A 24,803-nucleotide genomic window follows, 5' to 3' on the forward strand; every position below is an offset into this window, starting at 1 on the left:
TTGAAAGAAACTTAAACAAACGGAATATTGCAGCTTAACTAAATGTCTATTTTATTGTTGCAATTCCAGTTCCTATTTCTTAGGTAAAAAGTTCTCGGAAATATAGTGTCTTACTTCTTCGTTGTTTTTGGCGTGTAAGATTGTAGCACCCGAAAGTTTCGGATACAGTGTATTATAGCAATTAAAATGATGTTCAGGCCCTTGCTTGGATAGAATTACATTAATCCCTTCAAAATAGCTGGCAAGTACGGAGGTTCCGCCATGTATTGAAACAAAGTGATTTGCGTTTGCGTATACCATCAATTGAAGATGATTGAAGTTATTCGCATTACCCTTGTTCTGCTCATAAAGGTCTTGCATAAACAAGACTTCCGGGTGGGTTTCTTTCAGCCAATTAAACTCATTGAGGTCATACGTCTCACTGTTGTCCTCAGTTATATTCTCCGGTCTTGGTCGATTGTATACTATTGTAAAGTGATTCTTAAGATTTCCCACAATATAATCCAAAGTAGGAATATCAAAGTAACTAATCGGAGGTCCATTCCATTCCATGTTGTATCGATTAGCTATGATAAGCAGTGGCTTTTCAAAAACATAGACATCATTTTTGTATTTTTCTTTTAGAGGAACGGCCAGCCATTTACTCATGTTATAATCTTGGCTGTATAAAATTCTCGGTACCTCAAAATTGTAATTGCCTTCGTTAGTTCTGTTATCAAAATTCTCGGAATGATTTTCTGAAAAAAAATAAAATTCACGAGTGAATTTAGAGGACACTGTGCTGCGCAATGTTCCATTTTTATAATGCCAGTACGCAAACGGCAACACAAATTGTAGTTCAGGACCAAACTCCCCATTGAATCGTATGTCTTTATACTTTTCTTTATACAAGTAGTCCTTCACTAGGTATTTCACCTGAGCCAATTTAGAAGAATAAGTGTCTCTATAAAAGTATCTAAGTTCAGGAGGAACACCTGGATGCTTTATTTTGGTGTATAAACTAAACAGTTTATTAATGAATGTAGAAGGCATGTAGTTGCGCTAGAATTTTGAGAAAGATACCAAGAATTCTCAACAAACTATACAAACATGCGAACTTTTACTCACATTTAAGTGTGAGAAGGTGTCCTTTTGTTTAGATCGATTTATTTATATTATCTTAGATGCATCATATTTTTCTGAAGTACTATCTACCGTCTTATAAAATGCTCTTAAAAAACAAAACAATAATATTTCTTGGGAATGCACGTTTCGACGGAAATATTAAGTCCACATCCTTCTTTATTGCTCAAAACCTTGCTAAACACAACAAAGTTTTCTTCATTGACTACCCTTTTACTCTCAAAGACTGTTTCACGACTTCTTTCGACACAAAGGAGTTAAAGCTACGAAGACGCAAATTTTCCTTGTTTTCAGACGGCCGGCTGCGGACTAAAATTAAAAACTTAGAAATTATTGTTACCCCGCCTGTGCTCCCAATAAATTTCATGCCGGAGGGCACTATTTTCCGTCGTTTGTTGAATTTTAATCAAGAAATAATTGCACGAAGGGTAAAGAAAGTACTAAGAGCGGAAAAGGTTTCTGAATTTATCTACGTGAATGCTTTCAACTTTCATTATCCTGATATTGCCGAAAGAATAAACCCATCGTTGAGTGTGTATCAATGTGTGGACCCTATGATAGTTCCTTACGACATGAAACATGGCATATATTCTGAAAAGCAACTTGTAGCAAAGAGTGATCTCGTAATCTGTACAAGCAAAGCGCTCTACCTTGAGAAATCGACGCAAAATAGCAATACTTTCTTTATTCCAAATGGAACCGATTTAAACCCCAAAGGTATAGGGAATGTAACCTTCGACCGCCATGACAAGCTAAAGAGTATACCCAGGCCAGTAATTGGTTATTTAGGAACAATAGAACGAAGAATTAATTTCGAGCTGATCACTGAGGTAATCATGCTCAATCCTGATAAGTCGTTTGTATTTGCTGGTCCAGTATCGGAGGGGTTTGTGCCCGAGGAATTATACAAGCTTCAAAATGTCCGCTTTTTAGGCACTATTTCGCATCAAGATGTTGAACAAATGATATCCAGTTTTGATGTGGCAATTATACCTTTTAAGAAAGACGATGTAAGCAAAACCATTTTTCCGATTAAATTATTCGAATACCTTAGTGCTGGTAAACCGGTGGTTGCAACAGACTTCAACGAAGATCTAAAAGACTATACCGAGGACTGTGTAGCATATTGCAGAACCGCTACCAACTTCAGCTACGCGTTAAACGATATGTTGCAAAAAGACAGTGAGGCAGAAAAACAGCGGCGCAGGCAACTGGCACAAAAGAATACTTGGGAGGTACGAGCATCTCAATTTGCCGAGATTCTTAATTCGCACCTTAAATGATATTGTCCCGGGTCGCCTAAGCTGATTTTCGCACTGATTTTTCCCAAGCTGCACTTTGCGCTTTTCTAGAATACCGTACGATGCCAGCAATTACCGCATAGTTCATCATGCAAAAGTAAAATGGAATGAAAAGCGCCTTTACTCTAATGTTCTTTCTCTCAAAGTAAAATCCTATGTAGGCTAATATATAAAAGGCACACTGAACCAGAAATAGAACCCTATAGAGCAACGATCCACCACTATAAACAATCATTCCATTCAATATAAAAACTGGTGGAAGTAAAATTGGTGTGAGCGTCCATCTTAGAACTCGGTGGCTTATATATTGAAAGGTTAATATGGGATTCCTAAATGGGTTGGCTGCTTTCCTCAGGCGCAAAATAGATTGGATTCCACCAGCAGCGATTCTTACCTTTCGCTTTAGTTCCTCTTTTACATTGGCAGATGCTGTTTCTAAGGCGTAGGCATTGGGTTCATAAGCAATGATAAATCCTTTTTCGGCAATCCGCATAGCAATCATGTGATCATCAATGATCGTGTCGGCCTCCACGGGCTCATAGAGTTTAGTCCGAATACTAAACAATTCTCCGGCAGCTCCAACATTAGAATACAGTTCGTAATCACATTTCTTCAGGAACGATTCGTACTTCCAATAAAAGCCTTCGCCAGCCGAACTCGCATCTGCTGTTTCCTCAACCATAATGCGCTTCTCACCTGCAACCGCACCCACGCGCTTATTCTGGTAATGCCTCACTAGTTCGCTCACAGCTGATTTATTCAAAAATGTATTTGCGTCGGTAAATAACAACACCTCACCCGTAATATAGGGGATTGCACGTTTGATCGCAGCCATTTTGCCCCCTCGTTGATCTTTATGGAGATGTACAACATCCGGAAATTCACTTACCTTCTTAACCGTCAAGTCTGTTGAACCATCCGTAATGACGATAAGTTGGATTTTCTCCTTCGGATAATAGAGAGCTAGGGTGTTAGCTATCTTCTCGCTGATCAAATCTTCTTCATTGTAAGCTGCAATCAGGATAGATACGGTTGGGAAATGTTTATCCTTATAAAGAGGAATCCTTTTCTTGAGCAATCGTTTTACCTTCACGAGTACATATAGCATAATACCATATCCAATGTATGTATACACAATTATAAAAAGGCCAACCCAAAATGCTATGATCATACTTATATTTTTTTAAAACCAATATATTCGCTGTCTTTCCGGTTTTTAAAGTTCCATAAGACTCCTGCTATAACTTGTTTAGCTAAATCAATTCGCCCCCGAACTAAGTAGGAAGCTACCTTGGTAGTTAAGACAAACAAAATATAGTAAATACTAAACAAGCAAGTTGTTATAAGGCTGGTATTCCTTCTAATAAACAGCATCCTGTTACGGGTCATAAAGTACGTCTTGATCGCACTCTCTTTCCCCACGCTCTGAGACTCTTTATGAAATACAACTGCCTTTCCGGTAAACCAGATATTTTTGCCCTTCTTTCTAAATTTCTCACACCAGTCTAACTCCTCATAATACAAGAAAAATGAGTCTTCCATCAAACCCACTTGAGCTAAGGTGTCTCGCCGACACATCATAGCTGCTCCGTGACAGAACCCAGTTTCTCTACTGTCGTTATCGTATTGTCCAATATTTTTTGCCATGTTCCCAATCCCCTCATTACGACAAGTGAAATAATTCATCGGTGTAAAGCCGGCATATTGTATGACTTCAGGATCATCAAAATAGGTGATTAATGGAGAAATCAAGCCGATGTCAGTATTGGCTTCAAGTTCCGCAATCAGTGTTTCTAATAAATTTGGACCAATTTCCGTATCGTTGTTAAGAAACAATAAAAATTCTCCTTGTGCGACCTTAACAGCAAGATTGTTCCCTCCGGCAAACCCGAGATTTTTTGAAGAACGAAGATAAATCATTTCGGGGTAGATAGCCTTAAAAGCTAGGCTATGATCTTCATCACACCCATTGTCGACGAGAATAATTTCAACCTCATCTTGCTTAGTGTTTGCTGCGACTGACTTAAGGAAATCAATTGTGACCGCTGGTTGATTATAATTAACAGTTATAATAGAAGTTTTGATCATGGTGCTTCTGTAGAATTATAGATTTCCTCTTTTAAGCTCTAAAAATGCGTATTCACAAGCACGTGCCGTTAAAGCCATGTAGGTTAATGATGGACTTTGGCAAGCAGAAGACGTCATGCAACTTCCATCAGTGATAAAAACGTTCTTTACACTATGTATTTGATTATACTTGTTTAACACCGAAGTTTTTGGGTCTGCTCCCATCCGTGCTGTACCCATCTCATGTATGGTAGATCCCCCGGGTTTATCATAAATAAAGGTTCGTATATCTTTGAATCCTGCACGTTCCAACATTTCTCCTGAGGTTTCTCTGATATCATTCATCATTGTCTTTTCATTTTTTTTAAAGGAAAAGTCAATCCTTAATTGTGGCTGGCCCCATTTATCCTTCAACAAAGGATCAAGAATAACTTTATTCTCATGGTAAGGTAAACACTCGCCCCAACCACCCATCCAAACACTCCATGGACCGGGCGTGATAACTTGTTCTTTGAAGTCTTTTCCAAAACCATGAACGCTTCTCGACTTATCAATCCATTCCAAACGCTCACCTCGTCCCTGGATATTGTAACCTCTAATAAAACCATGATTCTCGTCAGCACTCAGGTTCCTAAATCTTGGTATTAGAAATCCGCAGGGGCGACGGCCTTTGTAGTACAGATTACTAAAGTACTCATGTTGTCCCTGAGCGCCAGCAGACGAATGATGATCCATTAGATTGTGGCCTACCTCGCCACTATCATTACCAAAACCATTCGGAAATCTTGTGGATTTGGAATTTAATAATATTCCTGCCGTGGCTATGGTTGAGGCATTTACAAAGATGATTTTTGAACGGAATTCAAAAACTTCATTACTAATTGTGTCTATAACTCTCACGCCTTTTGCCTTTCGTGAATTTTCGTCAAGAAGCAATTCGGTCACAATCGAATATGGCTTGATCGTTAAGTTCCCTGTAGCAGCCGCTGCGGGTATTGTAGAACTGTTACTACTAAAATATCCACCATAGGGACATCCTCTAGAACAAAGATTACGGCTCAAACAGGGACCGCGACTATGCCATCCTCTAGTTAGGTTCGCAATTCTGGCGATTGTTAATATCCTAGAAGTGTCGTATCGATTGACACTTTCACCAAGATGTTTTTCAATACAGTTGAGTTCCATAGGGTTAAGAAATTGCCCGTCAGGCAAATGTTTCAAGTTTTCCTTACGTCCACTTACGCCAACAAATGATTCTACATAATCATACCATTTCTCCACATCCTTGTACCTTATGGGCCAATCCACACCATTACCATCCTTGGAATTTGCTTCGAAGTCTAAGTCGCTCAAGCGGTAGCACTGCCGCCCCCAAGTCAAAGACCTTCCGCCAACTTGGTAGCCTCTAAACCAATTAAACGGCTGCTCTTGAATATAGGGATGCTCGTAATCATTGACGTAGTAGTGTTTGTCTGCTGGACTATAGACATTACTTTGAACAGGATTTGCAAGGCGGTCTTCTAATGTATTATTTAAGCCGAATTTAAAATCCCACGGGTTCATATGTGCTGTGGGGTAATCCTCTATGTGTGTAACATCTCTCCCTCTCTCAAGAAGCAAAGTTTTCAAGCCCTTTTTGCAGAGTTCCATAGCAGCCCAGCCCCCGCTGATGCCTGATCCAACAACTATAGCATCATACGTATGCTGTTCATTTCTTTTAATGATGTACATGTTATTTTGTAGCCCAAGATGTTTGATGTTCGGAGAGAGATATGCATGCTTCATACGCTCCAGGTACTGGATCATATGTAAGGGCCCTTGTAGAACCAAGCTGAGAGGTACAGTATCCTTCAACAGTAAGTTCGCGAAGCATAAAGAAAAAGGATTTTCCGAATAATTTATTCTTAATTTTCAAGAGCAAAGGGGACGATTCAACCAGACTGTATGAAAAATGCTGAACAGCATCGTATCTTGATGACGCGTCACAATCCATAAATAATCTTCCAAACTGACTTTTGGTAAAGTGATCTACATCATCAAGACCGGAAATAAAAGCACTTTGTTGTGATTGATCGTAGCACTTACTCATTACTGAAATGATATAATTTCCCACACCCGCCTCTTTCGCACCTGGTGTTTCAGTAGTTGGAATAATAACTTCGGCAAGTTCAGTTATTAAAGAACGTCTTTTTTCCCAATCCCGGTTTGTCACTACAAATTTAGGTGTAGTTTGTTTGAACCATTTGACCAGCGAAAAGGAACCAATACCTAAGCCTATCAGTGCCAAGACTGATTTTAAATAATTCCTTCTATCCATCGAACGTAACTTTAGTCAAAGATAATCATGAGCAATTAAGTATTACATAAAATTGTATATTAATACCCATTTTTGTGAAATAATGTGAATTAAGCTATTTTTGTTATATTAAACAACTCCTACTAGGGGAGGAATCTGTAAATTATTCATTTAACTTAAATTTCAGGAAGTCATGGTACCCGCGTTAAAGCCGTATTTTTTTCTCTACATTATATTATTCATCTCATGCACATCATGTCGAAAGGATCAAATCACTCTTGAACCTAAGCTCATACCGTTAACTGAGATTCCTCACAATGTAAAGCAAATTTCTAGCGACAGTATTCCTGCTGATGCTACATTGGTGAATATCGGAGCGGGCTCCGGTAGCTTAACTCTCGATGGGCGATTAATGAACCTTAGAGGGAATGTACTTGTTAGAATTAAAGAAGGTTCTTACAAAACCATTACTCTAAAGAACCTAATTGCAGATACAGAAAAAAGAATTTACATTAAGAGCACGGGAGTGGTTAGAGTATTAGAGGCGATGTACACAGATAACCTGAAGGATGTTACAATATCTGGGGAACTCAACGGAGATGTAAGCCATGCCATAAAATTCGAAAATATTAGTTACCGAGCTATACAGATGAACGGAGGTCTTTGCGGCGTGACCCTCAAAAACATTACATTCAAGAACGTCAACAACTATGTTATAGCAGGTGAACGAAGCAATGGAAAAGATTTTGCTAACCTAGGAACAATCGAAACAAAAACACGAACATTTAAAATTCTTAATTGTCTGTTTGATAATACAGGCTCCATTGTTTTTGGAGGGAACTTCAATAAAGACAAACAGGAAGATACTGGACTTTTCCAAGATGTTGAAATCGCATATAATACCTTTCAAAACACAGATGCTGGTAGTGTATGCTGGTTTACTAATGTGCAAAACTACAACATACATCACAACGTTGTTAACAATGTTAATCCCACAAACAATAATCACAACGGTATTTTCTCTATGGAGGGTAATGGTAACTTCCACCACAACAAGCTCACAAATTATCAAGGTAACGCGATCAGAATGTGGCTTTACGCTCGAGGAACTGTCCCTACAACAAACTCGATTTACAATAATGTTTGCTACAATACAAGGAAGTACGGTGCATTTGAACTTCAGGAATTTGATAGAAATATAATGCCTGGTAAGACTACCAGGGTGAATATGAGGATATTTAATAATACTGTCGGCAAAATGAACACGTCCAAAGATTGGGAGGGACAGGTACTAGATTTATATAATATCAGCGGTAGCGTGGAGTACTATAACAATCTAGGATTTGAATTATTCAGCAACACAACACAGCCATCTAACATGATACATAATATAGGTGGCAAAAAGCTGTCAGTAGATAACAATAATCAATATTTTAATAACAGAAATGATGCTGTTTATGACGATACTAATTTCAAATCAAAGATAGCTGGTATTGGAGCTTTCTGATTAAGATTGTAAGTAATTACGAGTGGGCTTACTACCAGAATATTCAACCTAGAGCAAGCCTGAACTGACCGATGATTATTACGTTATCGTCTCGACTAAGTTTTGCATTATTTACATCGAAGTGTACGACAATACTTAAGTCTTAGAATTTCAGGGCCTGACACATAAGCCCACAATGTGAGATATATCAACCTAATTAAAAAAAAGAGAGTTATAGCTCCTTTTCAAAATGAACTTCATTTCTGTGTATCCAATAACATACATATTCCAAAAATTGAAAGAGTTATATTTATTCAATGGCACATAAGCTATTAAGATAGACAACACTAATGGGAATATATTTGCAATCCCAATCGCATAGACAGACTTAAATAATAATATTCCAATATAATCAGCTATCAAATTTACAGCAAGCATACATAATATTTTATAGAAATTTATCTTAGGCATATGGATTACATCAAGTGTTAACCCGAAATATCTATCTGCTGGATACAAAACAGTCATGATCATAAAAATCCGTAAAAGATTTACTGCCTCTGTTTCTAGATATTTCTCTCCACCTATCAACAATATGATAGGTTCAGCGAAGACAATGGACAGCAAAGCTATAATCAGAATCATTATTGATACTATTCCTATCATCTTTTTCATCACATACATCATGTTGTCCTTTTCATTATTATTATAGTATCCGGACAAACTAGGCATGCCTGAAGATGCAAAACTAAGTAAAGGCATTTCCACTAACTGTATGAGTTTTCCAGATAGATTATAAATGGCCAGGGCAGCCGGCCCTAAAAAATAACTAATAAAAAAGGTATCTATAACCTTAAAAAGATTTGAACTGACATACGTGCCAACGCTGTACTTTCCAAAATCAAACAGTTGTTTAATCGCTTGTTTGGTTGTATATCTTAACGACTTAATCCGAGACCATCCAAATACCATTATAATAATACTCGTGATCAAATTGCAAAGTGTATAACTGATAATTACTGTTTGTAAATTAGCTGAATTCATGGTCATTAAAACCACTACCGTACCTGTGAACAACACTTGATTTATTAGTCGTACCCAAAGATATCTATCAAATCTTCTATCTGCTTGTAATACTAAACTTGACATAAATGTCGGCAGGGTTGCAATAGAAATAAAAGAAAAATAGTTAACCAATAACAATATACCCTGATCTGTTATTGTAAGTGGCAGTATGTATATAACGGCATTAACCAACACTAGTATTGCTGTTATAAACAGGGCTATTGCCCAAGCAGAACCCGCAACCTCGCGTGCCCTGAAATCATTTGTTCCAGAATAGAATTTGATGAATGATGTGGTTAAAAACCCCGACCTCAAAGTATCAATCAAACCGAAAATAGCCATAAAAAATACATAAAGTCCAATATCCTTAAGAGATAAAGCACGGTAAAGTAGCGCCATAGTAAGCATACCAAATGCTGCCATGACCCCATTTCCGAGTAATGATTGAAGATGTATATTTTTTAGGGACGAGAGAACCTTGTTTATTACCCGCATGTATGATTTTGGTATGTTCAGTATTTAACCACCCTAAGCTATTTGCCTAAAGGATCACGACCTTGACTTAGTTTGTAATAGATATCTTCTATTTGCTTCGTCATTCGCTCATTATTATACTCTTTTTCAATAGTTTTAAGCGCATTTTCGCCTAAACTCTTACGGAGTTTGTGATCATTTGCAAGCATAATAATAGCATCGGCTAAAGCTTGAGGGCAAGAAACTGGAACTAAAATCCCATTTTGCATATGCTCTATTACTTCTTTCGTGCCATCAATTGCGGTAGCTATAACAGCTTTCTTCATGGCCATAGCTTCAAGCAGTCCGATCGGTAAACCTTCCCAAAGTGAGGGTAGAGAGTAGATGTCTATTGTTCTCAGTACGTCAGGTACATCTTCTCTAAAATCCTGGAAAATAATTCTGTGGTAAACTTTTAATTGTTTTGCCAACGCAATTGTATCTTCCTTTAAATCTCCTTCACCTACGAACAAGAACTTTAAGTTAAGGTTCTCCGGTATTAGCTTTATAGCTCGCACTAATGTAAAAGGATCCTTTTGCTTGGTAATCCTCACAATGTACCCTACAACTATGTTAGTCTCGTCAATATGGAATTCTTTTCTCAATTCTGAAAGACCTGAGTTAAAGTTATACTTTTCAAGATCAATTCCAGATCTAATCACTGTAGCTCTTTCGATATTGAAGTGACTTCTCCCATCTAACAAATTGTTGTTTGATACACATATAGTTAAATCCGATCTTTTTATTAACTGAGATTCACTGATTAGACGTATTTTCTTGATTATAAAACTCTGGTCTGGATGGAACGACCAACCATGTACCGTATATACCAGGGGAATATTAAACTTTTTGGCAGCATAGAAGGAGTTTGAATTGGCACGAGTACCGTGTGCATGAACAATATCAATTTTATTTTCTTTTATGATTTTCTCTACATCACTCCACTTTGTAAAATTAAATGGCTTTTCTGTTTTAACCACAAAAGTCTTTATACCCCTTGCGCGCATCTTATCTACCATGGGACCATCAGTAAACGCTAACAGGAGGCTTTCGAAATGATTTTGATCTAGTTGCTCAATTAAATTAATAACATGCGTTTCACCACCTCCAATTTTACCTTGTCTAATTGTATGTAGAACTCGAATTTTATCTGTCATTATTCGTATTTTTTATAAGGGTGCCATGTTCATGCTTTGTAGCCACGGAAAGTATATTGGCCCTCTTGGCATTTATTAAAGCATATAGTTGCAGTAAGATAAACTTAGGTATAGTTCTCAATGATCTAAAAATTCGTCTATCAGCTGAAAAAACATACAAGGATCTAAAGAATATAAGCAGAAAAAGAATTGCAGCTATTACCAAACCTAAAAGTAATTCAGGAAAGTAGAGTACATCTATAACACCTAAAAATAACCCGAGTAATATTAGCAAGAACAGTGGGGGCCGCTGTAACATTATACTAAAAACAAACTTATTCCAACTTAAATTTGCAATACCGGAAAACATCATTTTAACTCCCCATGTTACATATTTAAACCAAGTATTTATCCAACGTGCTCGCTGTTCTACTAATTGCTTTGACTTACTAGTTTTGGTGTCGTAGACTAACGCATTCTCAGCGAAGGCAATTCTAATTTCTGCACTAACGAGTTGAAATTGTAGTAGTTTATCAAACCCTGCACCACTCATTTTCTGCCCTTTTAGAGCCTCCACATACAATTTAGAAGAAAATGCCATTCCGGAACCAGCGAGGGATGCTGAAGAACCGACATGAAAAAGTAAAAACCTGTCTATATAACGGTAATAGATGTCACCAGCTTCGTCGAGACATGCTATTTCGGAGTTTAAATTCTTGGCCTTTCTTACACCTTGTACTGCCTCAAACCCTAAGTCAAATACTTTATTCAATTCAATAAAATAATCTACGTCAACAAGATTGTCGCTGTCTATGATGGTAATTCTCTCATGATTCCGTTTGAAATTTTCAATAGCATGGAAGTGGGACTTAATATTATTTGCTAGCTTTATTTCAGGTCGAAGTATTACAACTCTTGGATCCCCAAAAACCAGAGTTGAAACGTCACAATTGTCAGCGACAACATAAATGCAGAGGTTAGGATAATTGCACCGTAAAATGGAGTCAACAACTTCTGGAATTAGTTGAACTTGTTCATAGGCAGTAACAATCACGGCATAATCTGGCTCGAAGATAGGACCTTTGTGTTCTCGAGAGCTCTTAGACCTTAAATAAACTAAAAGACTTAATATGGCCGGATAGCTACAAAAGACAACTACGATTAGGTTAATGCAAAATAGGATGATAAAAAAGATACTCATTTTGAACTCGATTTAACAAATGAAATTAATGATGAGATAAAGTTTGTTGAATATGTTGGAACATTTCACCTACTGATTTCGCCCAAGTATGTGTCTTAGCAAAGTCTATCCGCCACTTTTGTAAATCTTTATTGTCCGACTGCAGTGCATTAGATATAAATTCTATATACTCGTCCTTCGTTTCAGCTAGGTGCACGTAGTCCTTGAAAATTTCCATGGAAACAGTCTTGGTCGCTACCACAGGCTTACCAAAAAGCAGATACTCATCTATTTTCCGGGGATAGTTACCGAGGGTAATATTATTTACTAATTGCGGGTTTATGCAGACATCGAAGTTACTAATATAGGAAGAAATAACGGTTGTCGGCTTTTGTCCCAAAAAGTATACATTTGACATATTATGGAGCTTACTAAATCTGAATTCATTATCCTCATAACCTATAAGTACTAAGGAGTATGTGGGAAAATTTAAGGCAATATGAACCAAAATTTCAATATCTAACCTCGCACTACTTAACGCTCCCACATAACCGATTATTTTTCCCTTAATAGGTTCAAGATCCTCGGGCTTAGTGGCTCTAATGTCAACAAGATCGTCAATATCCACTCCTTGTCCAATATTGAACGAGTTTGGATTATACTCTCTACAGTAGAGCGTCAAATACTGAGAATTGCAAAGGCACAAATCAGAATTCCGAATTAATAACGGTTCAAGGCGACTTCCATGTTTTCTCCAATAAGGGACGCCGGTTAGAAAATCCCGAACATAGTATATACGTAACAATGGATGGAGAAAGTGGCCTGCATAAAACCCCTTGAAAATCTCACCATCATTAAATAGAATGTACTTTTCAAAATTCAGCATCTTCAATGCACGCAATATCGATTCTGAAAACTTTTTATTATTTCTTTTATTAAAAAAGTCAAAAACGGCTGTGTTGTTAATCCAGTTGATAGATTCTACCATACAATCAGGATAAAATATCCAGAGATTATGCTGCACTTCTACAAGCCCACTTTCTTTATGTTTAATCACATCGAGTCGCTTAATTACGTCAACATCGCCTCTTGCTTTGAGTCTTGTTATTCGATCTAAAGGTGAATTGACATACAAGACTCGATTTGTCTTACTTAGTTCAACTGCGATATTCTTGCAATTGCTTCCAATCCCAGTGTCCCAAGCTTGCTGACCAATTATTAAAATATCCAGGTCGGAAATAAGTTCCATCATAATTTAAAAAAAACAATTACTAAAACAAGGCATCAAAAACGACACATCTGAAACCTTCATCTCAACAGAAAGCCTAAACTGATCGCCACCTATTTTCCTTAAAATCGTATTTCTTAATCACCTTTGCAGGATTGCCGACAGCGACAGAAAATTCAGGAACATCTTTCGTGACAATACTTCCAGCACCAATTACGCAATGACGCCCCAGCCTCACCCCGGCTGTTATTACGCTATTGGCACCTATCCAAACCTCGTCTTCGATAATAATTTCTTTGCATGTAACGGCCTGCTTAGAAGTGGCAATGTTAACGTCTTCATATCCATGGTTCAAGCCAGATACCACTATATTCTGAGCCAACATTACATCATTCCCCACACTAACAGGACCGATAATGACACATCCAATTCCAATTATGGTGTTCTGGCCAATCATCACAGCGCCCACACCATTGTTAATAGTAGCAAAATCCTCTATGATTGATTTTGCTCCCAATATAAATCCATTAAAAGGAAACACATCCATTCTAGATCTAGCTCTAACAACCGAGTTTCTACCTTTTTTGTGACTAAACGGATTTAAAATCAACTTTACCCATAGCCTAGGCTGGTGTTGATTTGCCGGAATTAATAGCCGTAAAGCAAGCCTCTTTAAAGTTGGATTAGCCTTAATTTTTGATACGATCGACATTTCTTTTCTGATTGATTAATAACAAGATTATCTCTTGAGGCCGTTTTTCAGACCAATGATAAAGGAGATTAACACGGGCAAAGCAAATATTTCAAATGGCATGACTAGATCTATATAATAAAACTCTGTCCGGTTCCTTGTAGTTGAGGACTTTTATAAATGAAAACCCATGAAAAGTATACAACGATTGATGAAGGCATGGAATTAATGACCTCATTACCATAACTGCAAAAAAGTATACCTGCAAAGCCGGACGTCAATGCAATCATTTTAATCTTTATCTCCTTATCTTCCAAGCGCCATACTATACCACAGCACTTACCAAAGACATATAACATTATTGCGAGCCAAATTGTGAATCCTACAATGCCATACATCGCCCAGACTTTAACGAAATAACTGTCAGGAGGAACAGTTGACAAAAATTTGTCTGAGTTATATAATATGCCGTTGTGTCCAATAACACCTAATCCTCCTCCAAAAGGGCGACTGCTCATATACTCACGTAAAAGTTTTTGGGTATTAAATCTCACGTTTAATGAAGGATCATTCGGGTTTACAGCTGATCTTAATCTATAAATTTGGTAGTTGCTGTTCCCGATATAAGTGAACTTCAAGAACGATAAAAATAAAATTCCGACAAGCCCTCCTAAAAGGAGCACTTTTAGATTCTTACTTAGTACAAGCGCAACAAATCCACCGATAACTAACGCGAACAGTGCACCGCGTGTTCCTGAAATTAACATGCCATATAGCATTAACCCGGAGCAACTTAGGAAGATACATTTTGTCCATTTCCTAAATGGGCCAAATCCTAAAATTAAAGCAATAAGACCTAATTGTGCTTGAGAAGCCCCAAACTGTCCAGCATCACTGTAGAATGAAAACACTCGTAAGCGTCCAAATAAAATGTGAGTAATTGCCCCGCCTCCATTTAAAAAAGCTTGTTCTCCTGATGAAGGGCCAAAATACAATTGTTTAATACCATTCAGTGATGCTAACGTGGACAGTCCAATAATCAACACCAAAAACAAATCTAGATGGCGACGTTGATTGAATATCAACAATCCCAACATCACCATTAATAATGGATATAAAGCGGTTGAGCGAATCTCTGATACCCATCCCATTAAAGAAGCACCGGGATTTAGCACTTGTAGTAAACTAATTACAAACCATACTAAAAGCAAATAGAACAAGTCCTTGTTAATTTCGGTATACTCTTTGGCGGAAGTTTTCACCAACACCGCTGCCACCACGGTCAAAATCAACCCTTCAATCATCAACCCATATTGAAATCCTCCAATTTCCCTATCTAGGATTCCGAAGACAAAACAATAAACAAGCAGGGTAAATATAAGCACGATCCTCATGTCACAAGCTAGGCAACTTCATCACTCTTATACTTGTTTAGTATCCAACCAATAAAACCAGGATGACTATTTATTACCTCAATAAACTTCTTATCTGCATTAGTTAAAGCTCTTCCCGACTCGTAGACACAAACAGTTTGTTCAGTGAACAAAAGCCATTCTTTAGTGATGTTCATCTCACCTAAGCTATTGATATCAATAATGATAAGGTCGAATTCACGACGAAGAACATCAAATCCCGATTTTAAGTTTTTGATATTTTGAATTTCAAAAAGTGAGTTTTTTTCCGTGGTCTTATTCATTACCGTTATTAAGTCTTCAACATGTACTTCCTTCTTTATCAAAAACTTCTGGAAATTTTGACTAATAGAAAGATCTTTACCTCCCGTTGTTGGTAATGGTTGGTCATCTGCAATTAATAAGATTTTCTTTCCAGTCATCGCAAATGCATAAGCTAGGCTATAAGCAAGAAAGGTCTTTCCTTCTCCATCAACAAGACTCGTTATACCTAGAATCTTAGTTTCTCGTTCATCCAGCCGACTATTGATTTCGAAACGAAGTGACCTCAACAAGTCTTTAAAATTTTGATAATTGATGTTCTTGTTTTTATTAGCCCAAATACTTCTAACCTCACGATCATTTCCTTCAATTAGGTTAATCACACCTATAGCCTTTGAGCCAGTAACTTGCTCAAGTTGGCTGACCGTAGTGATAGACTTATCTGAAACAAATAAGACCAACAAAAATGAAAAACATAGAAACACACTTGAGAGACCTGCTCCGGCAATATACAAGACCTCCTTTGAGGGTTCTGGATTGCCTGATAGACCGTATTGCTCTATCTGTAATTGTAGACCTAATTTTTGTTTTGCACTATTAGTATTGTAAATATCCAGCGCTGCCATGTATTCTTTAGTCGCAAGATCAGCTTCTCTTTGATAATTTTGTATATCGGCATCAAATGGAACCATGTTCTTATACCTTCCACGCAATATTGAAAGTTGATTATCCAAGGTCTTAATGCTGCTTTTGGCCTGCTGGAGCGCAATTTCCAACGATAATTTTTGCTGTACTAAGCCTTGTTTTGATGTTCTCGGGTCTAATACATTTTCATCTATGTTTCGTGCACTCTTTTCACTAATTATTCTAGTCAAAGAATCCACTTTCTTTTGATCCCTTGCGTTAAAATTGTTATCAATATAACTGGCATTCGCATTTTCTAATTGCCTCTTTAACCTTATGATTTCTTGATTATCATTTCTGCTACTTCCTCTTACATAAGGGTCACTACCTCTTAGTTTCCCTTCAATCACCGCGATCGCTCCACGACTAGATTGAATTTCTCTTAAGGCTTGGGTCCTTTCAACTTCATACCGGGAGATTTGCGCATATACTGTTGCTGACTGCTCATCTAAGTTCAACACCCCTTTCGTTCTCTTGAATTCTGAAAGTGCACGATTCTTCTCGTTCATAACCGCCTCTTTTTGTTTCAACAAAGAATCAAGTACTCCAAGCGATACATTTTGATTAGTATTTATATCCGAACTATAGTTATGAATGAACTCGGCGGCGAGGGTATTCACAACGTAAGCAGACAAGTCTGGATTTTCTGAAACAAAACCTATGTCAATGAAATCACTATTTTCAACATGGGATATTTCAATTTTGTCGGCAAGGTCTTCTTCTCCATAGCCCATATTGTTGATAATATCATACAACCTATACTTGCCTTTGTTATCCGCCAAAGTAAGAATCGATTTTTTTGAAAGTCTAGCCTTGATTGTGTTCAGCAGGTCAATTTTCTGTTCTTCGTTCAAAGAATCCAGCTGCTTACTATAGCTTCTAAATGGGCGTGACGAATTCTGAAGATCATGGATCATTAGATGATAAGATAGTAAATCCAAAATCTTTTTAGCCTTTAGTTTTTCAATTATTCCGCTAAACTGTTGACTTACAGCAAAGAAGTCTGTTGCTCCACTAGAAACGAGTTTTTTTGAAGGATCAAGTATTCCCGTCGAAAGCTGTGCTTCCGAACGATACTTTTTCGGTAAATTTTTTGTTAAGAAGTAGGTTACAGTGGCAGCTATTACTGGAACAATCATCAGCAGCCATTTGTATCTATTTACTAATTTTAAAAATAGTTTTATGTCCATCAATTATTACCTTTATTTAATATCAGTGAGCTTTACACCTATTATTTCTTCAAGTAAATCCTTGGCCTTCAAGTAATTTACTTCCGCTTCTACCTTATCAGAATCTGATGTTGATTGATTTAGTCTTGATTGGTTATAGGCATCAAGTGTAATCTCGCCCTTTTCGAATTTATTGCGAAGGCTTTCACTTACACCTTTATTGTCTTGTGCACTTTTAGTCGCAATTTTAAGCTGGCTTATCTGCCTAATATAGTCATAGTACCTTCTTTTGACCTCCATTTCAACGGCTTTGTCATTTTGCTGAGCTTCAAGAACAGCAACTTTATAATCGGCTTTTGCTCGTTTCACCTCGAAAGGTATTTGAAGCAAATTCCCAACATTGACACTTACTCCGAACTGAAATCCGTTAAAATTATAAGGATTTACAGGGTCTAATACAGACTTATTTTCCGGACGATAGAAGTAAGATGCATTCAAAATATCTAGATAAGACGCTTGCGCAATTGGAATTCCTGTTTTAACAAGTTCCTTCTTTGCTTCGGCAATTTTCATTTGAGGAAAGTTCACCCTCGCCAGATCTATATATTTCTGAAGGTCTGAATAGTTAATGTCTTTTAAGATAGACTCTTGTGCATGACTGATAAAAGTCGTAAGTAATAAAAGGAAGAATGAGATTGGGAAAATCTTTTTCATGAACGTTATTTGAGTTGATTAATTGAGCGAAATGAGGTTAATGGTATTATACACTTTCCTTCTGAATCAAAGCAGGGATAGTCTTTAAAATAATCTTAAGATCCAGAAAAACGGAGTAATTAGCCGCATAGTAGTTATCTAACTCCTTACGCTCCTGATCCGACATTTCCTTCTGGCCACGCTTACTAATCTGCCACAGACCAGTCAAACCTGCAGGACCCAAGAATCGCGTAGACCATTCGTTTGTCGTTAACTGCTCAGCTTCATAAAGGGGCAATGGTCGGTTTCCAACAAGCGACATATCGCCCATAAATACATTAAGCAATTGCGGAAGCTCATCAATACTGGTTTTACGTAAGAACTTTCCAACCTTTGTAACGCGTGGATCGTTCTTAAACTTCACGAAAGCAGATTTAGATTGCGCATCATCACCGCCATATTGATTCAAATCTGAGATGGCATCTATCATCTTATCCGCATCGTTACGCATGGATCTGAATTTATAGAAATCAAAGATCTTGTAGCCTGCACCCACACGCTTACTCTTATAAATTATCGGCCCAGGGGATTCTAACCTTACACATAATGCGGTAAGTAAGAGAAGTGGTGACAGCACCAACAGTCCCATACCAGAAGCAACGACATCAAATGCCCGTTTCATCAATGGTACCTGATATTCCACATCCATTTGCTTAGAGAGCTCCAGCAACTTAGGCTTGATCAACTTAAACTTAATCAGAAAATTAAGGCGCTCAAAGAAGTCTTCCAGAGGAAATGGATAGGTATAATAATCATTAACCTTAAACTGCAGCGCTTTGTTCCTCCAGTTTTTATCCTCTTTTATACCCGCAAGCACTACGATTAATCCCTGTAATAAAGGATTACTCTTAATGTACTTAACCTGCTCAAAACAATCTTTATTATCGTCCACCTCTATAATCAAAATATCAGGCAGCGACAATAGGGATCTATTATCAAGGTACACTTTGAACTTCAAAGGATGGTCGAAGTGTTCAAGACTATAATTTGCCGCATCTTCAAAAATAGTGCTCTTCAACAAATTGCCATAATAAACAATTCTGGCGGTAATTTTAGGAATAGTTTCAGTTGAAATCATGAGGTGAGTAATTCTGAGATGGATGCCTTTAATGCTGTCGGATTAAAAGGTTTTTGTAAAAAGCTGTCTACAGTGAATGGCATAGCGTCAACCTTTTCAGCAAGGTCATCTGCACCAGACAATAGGATTACAGGAGTATTTCTATATAAGCCACTGACTTTTAAATTCTTTATCAATAAACTGCCGTCGAAATACGGCATCATAAGATCGGAAATGATCAGATCAGGGTCGTTCCCCTCTTCTAACCAGGCGATTGCCTCTATCCCACTGGTCTTGATTGTAAGGTCGTAAGTTGAGGAGAGGATGAAATTTAGTAGCTTAAGTATACTAGGTTCATCATCAATTATAAGAATTACCTTTCTCGTTTTTGCACTACTCTCCATGGATGATTATAAAAAAGCGTTATAGAGTTAAACACCAATATTTCACAAACTTAGGAATATTTTTTCGCTGTTTTATACACTGTGTATAAAAAATGAAAATATGTGAAAATACCCAAAGCTATTATACATCTGAACCAAGGTTTGGGATATTCTGCTTCTGAATCATAAATCTCGGCGTGAAGACCTTTGTTACCATGCAATGCACCTAGGATTCCTTTCTGAATTGACCTAAACCAAAGATGAGACGCACATCAAACGCACACTGATCACACGTAATTTGTGCGCTAGGTGTGCGTCTGGTGTGCGTTAGGTGTGCGTCTCTTGTGCGCTTGCCTCAATTCTATTCAGAAACCCTCCTTCCGACATCAAACACATATTGCATATCCTTAACCCCGATGATTACTATACACCGGGCAACCTTTTCCCTAATACACCTATACAGTTGCAGAACCAATTCACTTTAAACCACAACCGTAAAAACAACAGTTGGAGAAATACTCGAAGTCCCACACAAAACCTGCCCCTCTAACACCCCTACCTCCAAAAATCTAAATACCACCGCAAAATAACCCCCATAAAAAAGGGGCCTTTAAAAAGCCCCTATATGCAACAATATGTATAATACTGTGTAGCAAAAACAGCTCAGCCTAAGATAGACTGAGCTGTTAAATCATACTCCCTTCATCAGGAAATATCCAATATGCTAATCTGCTCTTCCGGATTTTTTATCCTTATCTCTACCAATAATGTAACCAGTACCTGCACCAACTACACCACCAATAATAGCACCTCTACCCTTTTTCTTATCGATCAAGGCACCACCTAGCGCACCGGCACCCGCACCAATTGCAGTACCTTTAGCAGCCGAACTCCAGCCTTTCTTCTGAGTAGAAGTCGTTGTAGTTGAAGAACTGGTCGATGTAACTGCCGGTGCATTAGCTGCGCTACGCTCTTCAGCCAACATCATCAATCGTTTTTCTTCCGCTTGTTTTTGCACAGCTTCTGCTCTTTTAGTTTCAGCTTCTGCTAGTTTAGCCTTGTTCTCAGCGTCAGCGCGTCTGAAGCTGTCTAACCTAATGCTGTCCTTCACTGCAGCGATTGCAGCTTGTTTTGCGGCCTCTTCTTTTTCTTTGTTTGAACAAGAAGACATCGCCAGGGCAATAAACAATATGGCAAATAAATTTTTCATAATTCTAATTTTGTTGTGTCGTACGACATTATAGAAAATATAGTGCCAAAATATTTCTTACTTATCCATTAACGGAGAAGAACCACGGGTTTCATCGGAATCGCGACGATCGTCCTCACCGTCCGGATTTCCGGAGATCACATCATTATCGATGTTATACCTGCGGGACAAGGTCTGGTTGTCTGAAGAACGATCTGCATCCAGGCCCAGGTTGTCTTGTTCGTCATGCTGCAATTCCGGTTTTGGATCCGGTATAAGGCTTTCACCTGCTGAAGGATTTTGCGCCATGTTTTCGTTTGAATTTGATGTTTCCATAATCAACATTTTAATAAACAGAACAATCTTTCCAATGCTAGGTTTGCATTACTGATGTCAAATCTCTATTTTCACCGGAAATATAGATAATACAATATGCGTACAACAGGAAAAGTAAAATGGTTTAATTCAGCGAAAGGCTTTGGATTTATCACTCCAGAACAAGGAGGCAAAGATATTTTCGTACATTTTTCAGCAATCGCAGGTGATTCATTCAGAGAACTAAATGAAGGTGATAGCGTTGAATTTGAATTAAATGACGGAAAAAAAGGCCCGGAAGCCTCTAATGTAACAGTACTCTAACCTGTTAAACACATCCAAGATCTTAAAGGGTTTGCGTAAGCATACCCTTTTTTGGTTTAATAGAAATGCCATCATTTTGCGCATGAAGATGCTATTTAGCCCTTCAATGCGTTTACATCATACAGCTTCGGCTGATATAACGACGATATGGAATTAACGGTTTGGGGTGCAGCAGAACAAGTGACGGGAAGCATGCACCTGCTGGAATTTGATAACTATAAAATACTGATCGATTGTGGGTTGGATTACGAAAGAGATACCTACCAGGAAGAAAATCAAAACTTCCCCTTCGATCCCACTACGTTAGACCTCGTTGTGCTTACCCATGCACATATAGATCATACAGGTAACTTGCCGACACTGGTGCGGATGGGCTTCCAAGGTCAGGTGCTATGTACGCCTGCAACGGCTGATCTTACGGAAATACTGCTGATGGATGCTGTGAACATCTTTCTCTCCAAGCAAAAGAAAAGTGGAAGAGGCAGAGGGCGCCGGCAACAATCCTCTGGACCTCCCCCATTGTACCTGCAGAAACATGTGAACGACACCGTAGAGCGCTTTGTTACCATCGGGTTTCATAAACGGTTCCAGTTCCATGAAAAAGCGGCGATCACCTTTATACCGGTGGGCCATCTTCTTGGTGCGGCAGCGGCCATCATTGAAGTGGAAGATCAGGGTACAACAAAGAAGATTGCTTTCTCCGGGGACATCGGTAGAAAAAACTACCCGGTTCTTGTAGATCCAGAACCTTTGCCGCCGGTCGACTACTTGGTATTGGAATCCACATATGGTGGTAAGATGCACACAAAGGAGGAGTCGCTAGAAGACAAACTAGTGAAAAGCATTGAGGAGGCTTGCATCAAGTATCCCGGACGACTCATCATTCCAGCCTTCAGCATAGGCAGAACCCAGGCACTCGTTTTTTCGCTGAACAAGATTTTCAGCAAAGGCCTGCTACCAAGAGTTCAGATTTTTGTGGATAGCCCAATGGCAAATTATGCAACGGATATCTACCGCAAACATCATGACCTCGTGAATGATGAAGCTAAAGACTTCTATAACCGTGAAGGTGATGAGTTCGACTTCGAGTCGCTTTCCTATGTAACGGATAAAAAAGAGAGTATCTCCATCTCCAATTACCATGAGCCTTGTATCATCATTTCATCAGCAGGTATGCTTGAAGGTGGACGGATTCAGGACCATCTTTTTCACAACATCCAGAATTACTACTGTACAATCCTGTTTATAGGGTATTGCGCACCGGGTACATTGGGCAACCGACTTTTAAGGGGCGACCCGATTGTTCGCTTAAGAGGCAGGGACCTGATGGTCTATGCAAGCATTAAGCAGACAGACTTACTCAGCGGCCACGGAGATCATCAGGATTTGCTCAACACCGTAACCACGCAATCACCAGAGCAACTGAAAAACATCTTCCTGGTACATGGTGAGCGTAAAAGCATGGAGTCCCTACAATCCGCTTTAACAGAACTTAACTATAAATGTGATATCGCCATTAAGGGTTACAAGTACACGCTTTAAGTCCTCAGTTAATTTGGGCTATCTTTTAATAAGCAATATACCTGATAAATCAAAATATATTTGTCATTTGTACTAAAATTTATACACTTTTCCGGATGCCAGTTAAAATCAATTTGCATCCGCATTTTCTGCATTAAAGCGCATAATTCATTGTTTAATAGCTGTTTAAAATATTAAAAAAACATTTATTTTATTTGGCAGGGTTATTACATACACCTGAGCAGTAAAGATTATAAATACACATCTAACTGTTTAAACATGAATTCAAAAATTACCAAATCGGCCATGATCTTATCCTTAGTAGGATTATCATCCGGATTATTTGCCCAAGACTCAACATCTGCAGCAGACAGATTCTCTAAAAAAGATTTTCGTACCTGGTCTATCGGATTACACGGTGGTATGTTAACGCCACATACGGTTTTCCGCGGTAAGAACAACGACTTTAGTACACCAACTGAAAACTGGGGCTATGGTGGTTATATTAAAAAGCAGATCATTCCATCTTTCGGTATTCAGGCAGACTTCCTTGCTGGTAATGTAGAAGGCCTTAGGGCAACTACCCCATCAACAACTGCAGGTACAGGAACTGAGCTTGCAGATTCAAGATTCAAATCACATGTAGAATGGGCAGCTAGTGTAAGTGGTAACTTCACCATTGCTAACCTTAGCATGAACCAGAAACGTAGCGTACTTTCACCATATGTAACTGGTGGTATTGGTTACATGTCTTCAAACGCTGAAACTACCGGAATCGTTGGTGGTGGTAAAGGTTATACTGAAGATTGGTTCGTTCCAATCGGTGCAGGTTTAAAATTTGGCTTAACAAAAGCAGTAAACTTAGACCTTGGATACACCGTGAACTTTGTTAAGGATGATAACTTCGATGGTTATGTATCTGGAAACAGAAATGACAATTTCTCTTATGCACATGCAGGTATCGAAATTGCACTTGGTAAAAAAGGAACTTCTCAATTAGCAAACTACAGCGCAGTAGCAGCACTTCGTGAAGCATCAGCAGCAGAAAGCGCTGAACTAAGAAGAGCATTATCTACAGCAGAACAAAATGCAGCCAGAGACAGAGAAGCTTTAATGCAAGAGCTTGGTGATGATGATAATGATGGTGTAGCTAACAAATTTGATAAATGTGCAGGTACTACTGCAGGAACTGTAGTTGATGGATCTGGTTGTCCTTTGAAAGGCCCTACTACTGTTGTTAGAGAACGTGTAATCGTGACTGAAGCAGATCGTAAAGTGGTTAACGAAGCAATTAAAAACTTAGAGTTCGAATTAGGTAAAGCAACTATTGCATCTAAATCATACTCTACTCTTGATCGCGTTGCAGCACTGTTGGTAGAGAAAAACTTCAGTCTTAAACTTGCAGGTCACACAGATAATACTGGTTCAATGGCATTGAACTTAAGACTATCTAAAGATCGTGCAGAAGCGGTTAAAGCTTACTTAGTTTCTAAAGGTGCAAATGCATCAAGAATCGAAGCTACAGGTTACGGACCAAACCAGCCAATTGCATCTAACGCAACAGCGGAAGGTCGTCAACAAAACAGACGTGTAGAATTCAGCTTGTTTTAATCAACTGAAACACTCGAATAAAAAAAGGCCGCTCAGTGA

General features: G+C 38.3%; 22 protein-coding genes. 5 read left to right on the forward strand and 17 right to left on the reverse strand.

The window, feature by feature from the left end; translation table 11 throughout:
- Positions 1-72 precede the first annotated feature (72 nt).
- Positions 73-1,032 (reverse strand): hypothetical protein, encoded by a 960-nt coding sequence (locus IEW69_RS13265; protein ID WP_188627356.1) that lies wholly within the window; start codon positions 1,030-1,032, stop codon positions 73-75.
- Between the two features lie 173 nt (positions 1,033-1,205).
- Here IEW69_RS13265 and IEW69_RS13270 point away from each other — a divergent pair, with 173 nt between their 5' ends.
- Positions 1,206-2,405, forward strand: coding sequence for a glycosyltransferase (locus tag IEW69_RS13270; RefSeq protein WP_188627357.1), 1,200 nt, complete (start codon positions 1,206-1,208; stop codon positions 2,403-2,405).
- Between the two features lie 16 nt (positions 2,406-2,421).
- Here IEW69_RS13270 and IEW69_RS13275 read toward each other — a convergent pair whose 3' ends face one another.
- From IEW69_RS13275 to IEW69_RS13290, 4 genes are read right to left on the reverse strand one after another with little or no spacing between them, the layout of a single operon-like run.
- Positions 2,422-3,594, reverse strand: a complete 1,173-nt coding sequence (locus IEW69_RS13275) for a glycosyltransferase family 2 protein (RefSeq protein ID WP_188627358.1) — start codon at positions 3,592-3,594, stop codon at positions 2,422-2,424.
- Between the two features lie 2 nt (positions 3,595-3,596).
- Positions 3,597-4,511, reverse strand: a complete 915-nt coding sequence (locus tag IEW69_RS13280) for a glycosyltransferase family 2 protein (RefSeq protein ID WP_188627359.1) — start codon at positions 4,509-4,511, stop codon at positions 3,597-3,599.
- A gap of 15 nt (positions 4,512-4,526) precedes the next feature.
- The gene (locus IEW69_RS13285; RefSeq protein WP_188627360.1) at positions 4,527-6,221 is read right to left on the reverse strand and encodes a GMC oxidoreductase; all 1,695 of its coding nucleotides are present in this window, start codon (positions 6,219-6,221) and stop codon (positions 4,527-4,529) included.
- Position 6,222: 1 nt separating this feature from the next.
- A complete protein-coding gene (locus IEW69_RS13290; protein WP_188627361.1) occupies positions 6,223-6,807 on the reverse strand; it encodes a gluconate 2-dehydrogenase subunit 3 family protein in 585 nt (194 codons plus the stop codon).
- A gap of 172 nt (positions 6,808-6,979) precedes the next feature.
- Here IEW69_RS13290 and IEW69_RS13295 point away from each other — a divergent pair, with 172 nt between their 5' ends.
- Positions 6,980-8,293, forward strand: a complete 1,314-nt coding sequence (locus IEW69_RS13295; protein WP_188627362.1) for a hypothetical protein — start codon at positions 6,980-6,982, stop codon at positions 8,291-8,293.
- A gap of 192 nt (positions 8,294-8,485) precedes the next feature.
- Here IEW69_RS13295 and IEW69_RS13300 read toward each other — a convergent pair whose 3' ends face one another.
- From IEW69_RS13300 to IEW69_RS13355, 12 genes are all read right to left on the reverse strand, one after another.
- Positions 8,486-9,832: an oligosaccharide flippase family protein gene (locus IEW69_RS13300; protein ID WP_262890783.1), complete on the reverse strand. Its 1,347-nt coding sequence runs from the start codon at positions 9,830-9,832 to the stop codon at positions 8,486-8,488.
- A gap of 38 nt (positions 9,833-9,870) precedes the next feature.
- Complete coding sequence (locus IEW69_RS13305; RefSeq protein ID WP_188627364.1) at positions 9,871-11,007, reverse strand: glycosyltransferase family 4 protein; 1,137 nt, start codon at positions 11,005-11,007, stop codon at positions 9,871-9,873.
- Entirely contained in the window at positions 10,997-12,187 is a 1,191-nt protein-coding gene (locus tag IEW69_RS13310) for a glycosyltransferase (RefSeq protein WP_188627365.1), read from the reverse strand. The genes IEW69_RS13305 and IEW69_RS13310 overlap by 11 nt, the downstream gene beginning before the upstream one ends.
- Before the next feature lie 25 nt (positions 12,188-12,212).
- Positions 12,213-13,418 carry a glycosyltransferase gene (locus IEW69_RS13315; RefSeq protein WP_229663624.1) on the reverse strand — a complete coding sequence of 402 codons (1,206 nt, stop codon included), beginning with the start codon at positions 13,416-13,418 and terminating at the stop codon, positions 12,213-12,215.
- A 73-nt stretch (positions 13,419-13,491) separates the two neighbouring features.
- Entirely contained in the window at positions 13,492-14,106 is a 615-nt protein-coding gene (locus IEW69_RS13320; protein WP_188627366.1) for an acyltransferase, read from the reverse strand.
- A gap of 110 nt (positions 14,107-14,216) precedes the next feature.
- A complete protein-coding gene (locus IEW69_RS13325) occupies positions 14,217-15,479 on the reverse strand; it encodes an O-antigen ligase family protein (protein WP_188627367.1) in 1,263 nt (420 codons plus the stop codon).
- An 8-nt stretch (positions 15,480-15,487) separates the two neighbouring features.
- Positions 15,488-17,632, reverse strand: a complete 2,145-nt coding sequence (locus IEW69_RS13330) for an exopolysaccharide transport family protein (RefSeq protein WP_188627368.1) — start codon at positions 17,630-17,632, stop codon at positions 15,488-15,490.
- Between the two features lie 12 nt (positions 17,633-17,644).
- On the reverse strand, positions 17,645-18,325 hold the full coding sequence (locus IEW69_RS13335) for a TolC family protein (RefSeq protein WP_188627369.1): 681 nt from the start codon (positions 18,323-18,325) through the stop codon (positions 17,645-17,647).
- Positions 18,326-18,371: 46 nt separating this feature from the next.
- Positions 18,372-19,442 carry a sugar transferase gene (locus tag IEW69_RS13340; protein ID WP_188627370.1) on the reverse strand — a complete coding sequence of 357 codons (1,071 nt, stop codon included), beginning with the start codon at positions 19,440-19,442 and terminating at the stop codon, positions 18,372-18,374.
- Positions 19,439-19,825, reverse strand: coding sequence for a response regulator (locus tag IEW69_RS13345; RefSeq protein ID WP_188627371.1), 387 nt, complete (start codon positions 19,823-19,825; stop codon positions 19,439-19,441). The genes IEW69_RS13340 and IEW69_RS13345 overlap by 4 nt, the downstream gene beginning before the upstream one ends.
- A 703-nt stretch (positions 19,826-20,528) precedes the next feature.
- The gene (locus IEW69_RS13350) at positions 20,529-21,014 is read right to left on the reverse strand and encodes a YMGG-like glycine zipper-containing protein (protein ID WP_188627372.1); all 486 of its coding nucleotides are present in this window, start codon (positions 21,012-21,014) and stop codon (positions 20,529-20,531) included.
- Between the two features lie 57 nt (positions 21,015-21,071).
- Positions 21,072-21,329 (reverse strand): hypothetical protein, encoded by a 258-nt coding sequence (locus IEW69_RS13355; RefSeq protein ID WP_188627373.1) that lies wholly within the window; start codon positions 21,327-21,329, stop codon positions 21,072-21,074.
- Positions 21,330-21,425: 96 nt separating this feature from the next.
- On the opposite strand from IEW69_RS13355, the gene IEW69_RS13360 reads away from it, so the two are divergent.
- The 3 genes from IEW69_RS13360 (at position 21,426) to IEW69_RS13370 (ending at position 24,764) form a co-directional block, all read left to right on the forward strand.
- Positions 21,426-21,632, forward strand: a complete 207-nt coding sequence (locus tag IEW69_RS13360) for a cold-shock protein (RefSeq protein WP_188627374.1) — start codon at positions 21,426-21,428, stop codon at positions 21,630-21,632.
- Between the two features lie 147 nt (positions 21,633-21,779).
- Positions 21,780-23,174 (forward strand): MBL fold metallo-hydrolase, encoded by a 1,395-nt coding sequence (locus tag IEW69_RS13365; RefSeq protein WP_188627375.1) that lies wholly within the window; start codon positions 21,780-21,782, stop codon positions 23,172-23,174.
- 258 nt (positions 23,175-23,432) lie between these two features.
- Complete coding sequence (locus IEW69_RS13370) at positions 23,433-24,764, forward strand: OmpA family protein (protein ID WP_188627376.1); 1,332 nt, start codon at positions 23,433-23,435, stop codon at positions 24,762-24,764.
- The last annotated feature ends 39 nt before the right edge of the window (positions 24,765-24,803 follow it).

The organism is Pedobacter quisquiliarum, from assembly GCF_014642175.1.
Taxonomy (GTDB): Bacteria; Bacteroidota; Bacteroidia; order Sphingobacteriales; family Sphingobacteriaceae; genus Pedobacter; species Pedobacter quisquiliarum.